A 5,839-nucleotide genomic window follows, 5' to 3' on the forward strand; every position below is an offset into this window, starting at 1 on the left:
GATCGCTGAATGGGCTCGGCCTGCTGTCCGAGACGGCGGGTCGCTTGGAGGAGGCAGCCGCCTGGTATGAGCAGGCGTTGGTCCTCTTCCGTGAGGTCGGTGACCGTGCCGGTGAGGGAACGGCGCTTCGCAACCTTGCCGAAGTCTGCGTCCGGGCAGGGGATCCCCAGCATGCGGTCCGCTGGGCCAAGGACGCAGCCATGGTCTGTCGTGAGGCCGGCAACCGCGAGGGTGAAGCAAGGGGCGTTGCACTGGCTTGGCGCCGCTCTTGATGCCCTGGGCGACCTGGGCCCCGCTCGCACCGCCTGGCAGGCCGCTCTCAGCCTCTACACCATCCTCGACATGCCCGAGGCTGAAGAACTCCGGCAGTTACTGGACGAGGCCGGGGTCGGCGCCGGGTAGCGTGGTCCTCAGCTCATGGTCAGCGGCGGCCTTTCGGGGTACCGCGGCCAGGCTGGACCGGAGGCTATGGGTGGACAATTCCTCCGTCTCGGCCTTAGTCAACTGGACCATGAGGCGGCGGGTGACCAACATGGCCGTTTCTCGGGGAGCGAGAACGACCAGAGTTGGGGGCGGTCAGCCATTCCGTCCTCGGCAGCACGACAGCTGCATTGAGGCCTGAGTGGAGGAAGGGGAGCCGGCGTCAAGGCTTCGCGGTCCTTGGCGTACCACGATCGGCGGTGATTCCGCAGGAATCGGCCACAGCCAAGGCGCTTGCTTGCTGGCGCGGCCGCCATGATGCCGGCCACCGCCGACCCCGCGGGATCCCTCCTGTCACGGCCTAGACAGCAACAGGCGCTTGCTAGTCAAGGCAGCGCACGTAGCGCGAGCAGTGTCGACTGCTGGAAGGCAGTGTCCAGCTCCGGCGCCTGGACGCGGGCAAAGCGCTCACCGATCGCTGGGAGTTGCAGCAGGTAGTCCGGGTCGTACAGCCATTCCCGATGCCCATATCGGGTCTGCTGGCGGCCGTCCGAGGACTCGACGGTCAGGGTGTAGCTCTGCCACAGAACCGGCGGATTCCCGCAGAGGCCCGGGGTGACCAGCACGTTGGCGTCGGGAAACTCAAGGACGGCGGTCCGGTCACCGACCGTGGCCTTGCGGGTCCGGATATCCAGATCACGATGGTCGTTGGCGACCGAGGCGAGGTCCTGCAACTCGACGGCCCAGATGGCGCCCGGTCGCATTAGGGTCCGCAACGCACAGGCGATGCGCTGCACCTGCCGGGGCAGGAAATAGCCAAGGCTGAATCGGGGTAGGATGACCAGATCGTACGGGGCCGCAGCCCGGACCGACGGGGGCAACTCCGGCAGCCGACCTAGTGGTCCGTCGCTGAGATGTTTTGACGCTTCGATGGGCGGCGCCTGGATCCCGATGAACCCTGATGAATGTCGCCATGGGCGAGGTGGTTCAGTGAGGTCGCCAGTCAGGATCGTCTGGCGAGGCGCCACCGGGCGGGGAGTGGGATGGCGACCAGCAACTCGGCGCAGCCGGTAACTGCCGCGGTCGGGCGCTCCCGTCAGGTCACCGCTGCTCGACCACGCTGAGTCGCACCGGGCTGCCGGTCTCCACCGAGCGGATGGCGGCCAGGGCGATGGCCAGGGCGGCGCGGGCGTCCCGGCCGCCGGGCTCGGGGGTAGCGCCGCTGCGGACGCAGTCGACGAAGGCGGCCAGCTCGGCGGTGTAGGCGTCATGGAACAGGTCGATGTTGCGTCGCCAGGTGTCGGCGACCACGCCCTCGGCGCCGTGGTAGACCATGGTGGTGCGGCGGAGGTCGCCGGCAGTGGCCATGCCGGCCGAGCCGAACACCTCGCCGCGGATGTCATAGCCGTAGACGGCGTTGAAGCTGGCCTCGGCGGTGGCCATGGCGCCGTTGTCGAAGCGCACCAGCACCACGGCGGTGTCCTGGAGCCCCTGGTCCTTGTAGTCGGGGTAGGCCAGGGCGTCGGCGACCGCGTAGACCTCGACCGCCTCGGCACCCGGGTTGAGGTAGCGCAGGGTGTCGAAGTCGTGGATCAGGGTCTCCAGGAAGATGGTCGAGGGCGGCACCCGACCCGGGTCGGGGATGCCGGGGTCGCGGGTGAGCGAGCGCAGCAGCTGCGGGGTGCCCAGCCGGCCGGCGGCGACCAGGTCGTGGGCGGCCCGGAAGCCGGTGTCGAAGCGGCGGTTGAAGCCCACCTGCAGCGGCACCCCAGCCGCCTGGGCGGCCGCGATAGCGCGGTCGGCGTCGGCGAGGGTGAGGGCCATGGGCTTCTCGCAGAACACCGCCTTGCCGGCCCCGGCGGCGGCCTCGACCAGGTCGGCGTGGAAGCGGGCGGGGGCAGCGATCAGCACCGCCTCCACCGCCGGGTCGGCCAGCAACTCGGCCGGGTCGGTGGTGGCCTTCGGCGCGCCGAGCGAGCCGGCCAGCCGCTCGGCCGCGCCGGGGGCGGGGTCGGCCACCCCAACCAGCCGCGCCCCGGGCAGCCGGCGGGCCAGGGTCTCGCCGTGGAAGGCGCCGATCCAGCCGGCCCCGATGAGTCCGACGGCCACAGGCTCGGTCCAGGCATCGGTGTCGGTCATTGCTCAGCTCCTCTCGGCTTGGAGGCACCAGACCTGGTGAAGGCGGCGCGAAACCGGGCCAGGGCCTGCTCGCTGTCCCCCGACGCCCACGCCTCCAACCCGACGGTGCCGCGGTAGCCCAGCTCCTGCAGGGCGGCGGCGATGGCCGGGTAGTTGATCTCCCCGGTGCCGGGCTCACAGCGGCCGGGCACATCCGCCACCTGGATCTCGCCGATCAGCGGCCCCGCCCGCCGCAGCAGCTCGATCAGGTTCCCCTCGCCGATCTGGGCGTGGTACAGGTCCAGCATCATCCGCAGCCCGGGCCGCCCGACCGCCTCGACCAGCGTGAGGGTGTCGGCGGCGCGGGCGAACGGCACCCCCGGGTGGTCGACGGCGGTGTTGAGGTTCTCCAGGCAGAAGGTCACCCCCGCCCGCTCCCCCAGGGCGGCCACCCGGTCCAAGGTGCGGGCCGCGGCCAGCCACATCGCCCCGGTGACCTCCTGCACGGGTCGTACGGGTAGGCCCTGGGGGTCCAGCCCGGTGCCGTGCAGGTTCAGCCGGGGGCAGCCAAGCCGCTCGGCGACCGCGATCGACCGCTCGGCCGAGGCCAGCAGCTCGGCGGCGCCGTCGTCGTCGATGAGGGTGCCGGTGACGTAGCCGGTCATCGACGAGAACGCCGCGCCGCTGCCGGCCAGGGCGTCGAGGTCCTTAGTCGTCCAGTTCCAGATCTCAACTTGGAATCCCAAGTCAGCGATCCGTCCCACCCGCTCAATGATCGGCAGTTCGAGGAAGACCATCTCGGCGCACACGGCCAGCTCGACCGACCACGATCCCAATGGCGTCCCGGGTTGTTGCCGTCGGTCCATGTCCTGGGATCCCTTCTCCTCTGCGGACGCCGCTGGCTGGTCTAACCCGAGCCGGTGGGACGCTTGAGCGTGGCCAGGAGCTGCTCGGCGTCCTTGGTCCAGCAGAACGGTTGACAGCGTTGGTTCCACCCGTCGCAGAAGCGACCGATGACCGCGACCAACTCCTCCACGCTGGCGAAGTCGCCGCGGCGCAGCGCCTGGCGTTCGATGATGGCGAAGAACACCTCGACCAGGTTCAGCCAGGAGGCATAGGTCGGGGTGAAGTGCAGCCGGACCCGCGGATGCTTGGCCAGCCATGCCTGCACCCGCTCGTGCTTGTGGGTGGCGTAGTTGTCCAGCACCACATGCAGCTGCCGACGGGGATAGGCGCGGGCGACCAGCTTGAGGAACCCCAGGAACTCGCTATGCCGATGGCGCGGCTGGCATGCGTCGGTCACCCGCCCGGTGGCGACCTCCAGCGCCGCAAAGAGGGTGGTCGTGCCGTGGCGGAGGTAGTCGTGAGTGCGCCGCTCGACTCGTCCTGGCGCCAGTGGCTGAACTGGCTGGGTGCGTTCCAGCGCCTGGATCTGGGACTTCTCATCCACACACAGCACGATTGCATGGGCGGGCGGGTCGAGATACAGCCCGACCACATCCCGGACCTTGGCCTCCAGCTCCGGATCGGTGGAGAACCTGAACGTCTCGGTCTGCCAGGGCCTGAGGTCGTGCTCGGCCCACACCCGGGCCACGGTGCTGTGGCTGACCCCCAGTTCGGCGGCCAGCAGCCGACTCGACCAGTGGGTCACGCCCAGCGCCTCGGGCGGTGGGGCCAGCGTGGTGGCCAGGATCTCTGCCCGCCGGTCACGGCGAACCGTTTGGGGACGGCCACGGCGGGGTCGGTCGGCCAGGCCGTGGGCGAGCCCCTCACGCAGGTAGCGCTTACGCCAGGCGATGACAGTTGGCCGGGAGACGTCGAGCCGCTCGGCGATCTCGGTGTTGGCCGCGCCTTCGGCGGCCAGCAGCAGAATCTTGGCCCGCTGGACCACCACGGCAGGAGCTCGGGTCGCGCTCGACCAGCGCCGCAACCTGGCCAGGTCATCAGGACCTATGGGCAAGGCAGCGGCAGACAACGGCATGCTCGGATACTCCCCGCCGCGCTGACCAGCTGTCAAATCATCTTAGAGACAGGCCACTAGGTGGCTGATCCGGCTTGGCTGCAGGAGGGCGCCATGTCCTACAACTCCGTCACCCTCGTCGGCAACCTGACCGATGGTCCAGTACTGCAGCCAGCTCCTCGGCGTATGACTCCCAAGGCGGCAGGTGCTCGAGCGGCGCGGGGTCCGAGGCGCCGGTGCCCACGCGGTCGAACCGGATCAGCCGAGCAAACGAGGCGAGTCTTCGGTACATCAGCGCTGAGGCCGGGTCCTCCCACATTGTGTCCACGTGGCTGAAGCTCCCGGGCGTCACCACTAGGTCAGGCGGCCCCTGCCCCAGTACCTGGTAGGCGATGCGGTCCTGCCCCAGCGAGGCGTATCTCGTCTCCGGCTGCACATGCGCCCCCACACTCACCGTCCTGCGAGATTCTAAGCAGATCACCGCAGGTCCTACCCGCAGCCGAGTTCTTCACCGGACATCACATCCAGGTTACCAAGGAGAAACCGGCATTCACCGGCCGACTTCCCGCCAGCCTTAGGGCTTACGAACGTCGAGCTGTGGCTAGGACTCGTCGGGGTACGCGGGGAGCGTGGCCAGGTTGCTCATGGACGCTCGGGGATAGGCCGATTGTTACCAAGCATCCTGCCTGCGCCGGCGTGACCCCCTGTGGGTGAGAGGTTGTCGGTATTGCTGTCGGCTCCAGGTGTCCGAGCTGGCACGGTGTTTGGCCGAAGCTGTGTAATTCGACCGATTTCCCCCGTCCTGGGTGGTTACGTAGATTCCGGTCGGCCTGTCCGACCTGGACGGCCGTCCATGTCGTGCCTGGCCGAGCTAGCACCGGAACGCCTGTGGAGCAGGCCTGACAGCGACCGACCAAGGAGGCCAGAGAGAACTGCTCCGCATGGCGGGCACCGCTGTCGCTCGGCCGCAGGAGGAAGGGACCTGATGAGTCGTTCATGGCCCACGTTCGTCCGGTGGATCGTCCTGGCCCTGCTGCTTGGTCTTGTCGCCCTTCCCGCCGGGGCCGTGCCAAAGCCGACCAAGCCGAACAGCGCCCTTACCCACATGTCGCAGTCGGTGGCGGTGCGGGCATGGCTGAACGATCCAAGCCAGGCGCCCGAGCAGTATCGGGGCCGCTTCGAAGCCATGCAGGACGCGGTCACCGGAGCGCGCAGGGCACGGTCGGCGCAGGCCCGATCGGTGTTCCTGGACCGGTTCAACCGCGACGTCGACGGGCTGCCCCAGAACGAGGAGTCGGTCGGCGTCTGCCGCAGCAACTCCCGCTATGTGCTGGAGGGCAC

The 5,839-nt window shown here is 69.1% G+C and carries 6 protein-coding genes; 2 read left to right on the forward strand and 4 right to left on the reverse strand.

All coding sequences use genetic code 11. The features are described from left to right. Positions 1-246 precede the first annotated feature (246 nt). Positions 247-402: a hypothetical protein gene (locus tag VF468_13130; protein HEX5879238.1), complete on the forward strand. Its 156-nt coding sequence runs from the start codon at positions 247-249 to the stop codon at positions 400-402. A gap of 404 nt (positions 403-806) precedes the next feature. Here VF468_13130 and VF468_13135 read toward each other — a convergent pair whose 3' ends face one another. From VF468_13135 to VF468_13150, 4 genes are all read right to left on the reverse strand, one after another. Then, the gene (locus VF468_13135) at positions 807-1,301 is read right to left on the reverse strand and encodes a hypothetical protein (GenBank protein HEX5879239.1); all 495 of its coding nucleotides are present in this window, start codon (positions 1,299-1,301) and stop codon (positions 807-809) included. 220 nt (positions 1,302-1,521) lie between these two features. Further along, positions 1,522-2,559: a Gfo/Idh/MocA family oxidoreductase gene (locus VF468_13140; protein HEX5879240.1), complete on the reverse strand. Its 1,038-nt coding sequence runs from the start codon at positions 2,557-2,559 to the stop codon at positions 1,522-1,524. Continuing rightward, positions 2,556-3,404, reverse strand: a complete 849-nt coding sequence (locus VF468_13145; protein ID HEX5879241.1) for a TIM barrel protein — start codon at positions 3,402-3,404, stop codon at positions 2,556-2,558. Before VF468_13145 ends, VF468_13140 begins: the two co-directional genes overlap by 4 nt. Positions 3,405-3,445: 41 nt before the next feature. Beyond that, positions 3,446-4,519, reverse strand: coding sequence for an IS630 family transposase (locus VF468_13150; GenBank protein HEX5879242.1), 1,074 nt, complete (start codon positions 4,517-4,519; stop codon positions 3,446-3,448). Between the two features lie 964 nt (positions 4,520-5,483). On the opposite strand from VF468_13150, the gene VF468_13155 reads away from it, so the two are divergent. Next, on the forward strand, positions 5,484-5,839 hold a 356-nt coding region (locus VF468_13155), incomplete at its 3' end, for a hypothetical protein (protein ID HEX5879243.1).

The organism is Actinomycetota bacterium (assembly GCA_036280995.1).
GTDB lineage: Bacteria > Actinomycetota > CALGFH01 > CALGFH01 > CALGFH01 > CALGFH01.

What these genes read in the sequence shown, in the direction of transcription:
- VF468_13140 (HEX5879240.1), bottom strand. Translation starts at nt 2,559, where the DNA reads ATGACCGACACCGATGCCTGGACCGAGCCTGTGGCCGTCGGACTCATC.
- VF468_13145 (HEX5879241.1), bottom strand. Translation starts at nt 3,404, where the DNA reads ATGGACCGACGGCAACAACCCGGGACGCCATTGGGATCGTGGTCGGTC.
- VF468_13150 (HEX5879242.1), bottom strand. Translation starts at nt 4,519, where the DNA reads ATGCCGTTGTCTGCCGCTGCCTTGCCCATAGGTCCTGATGACCTGGCC.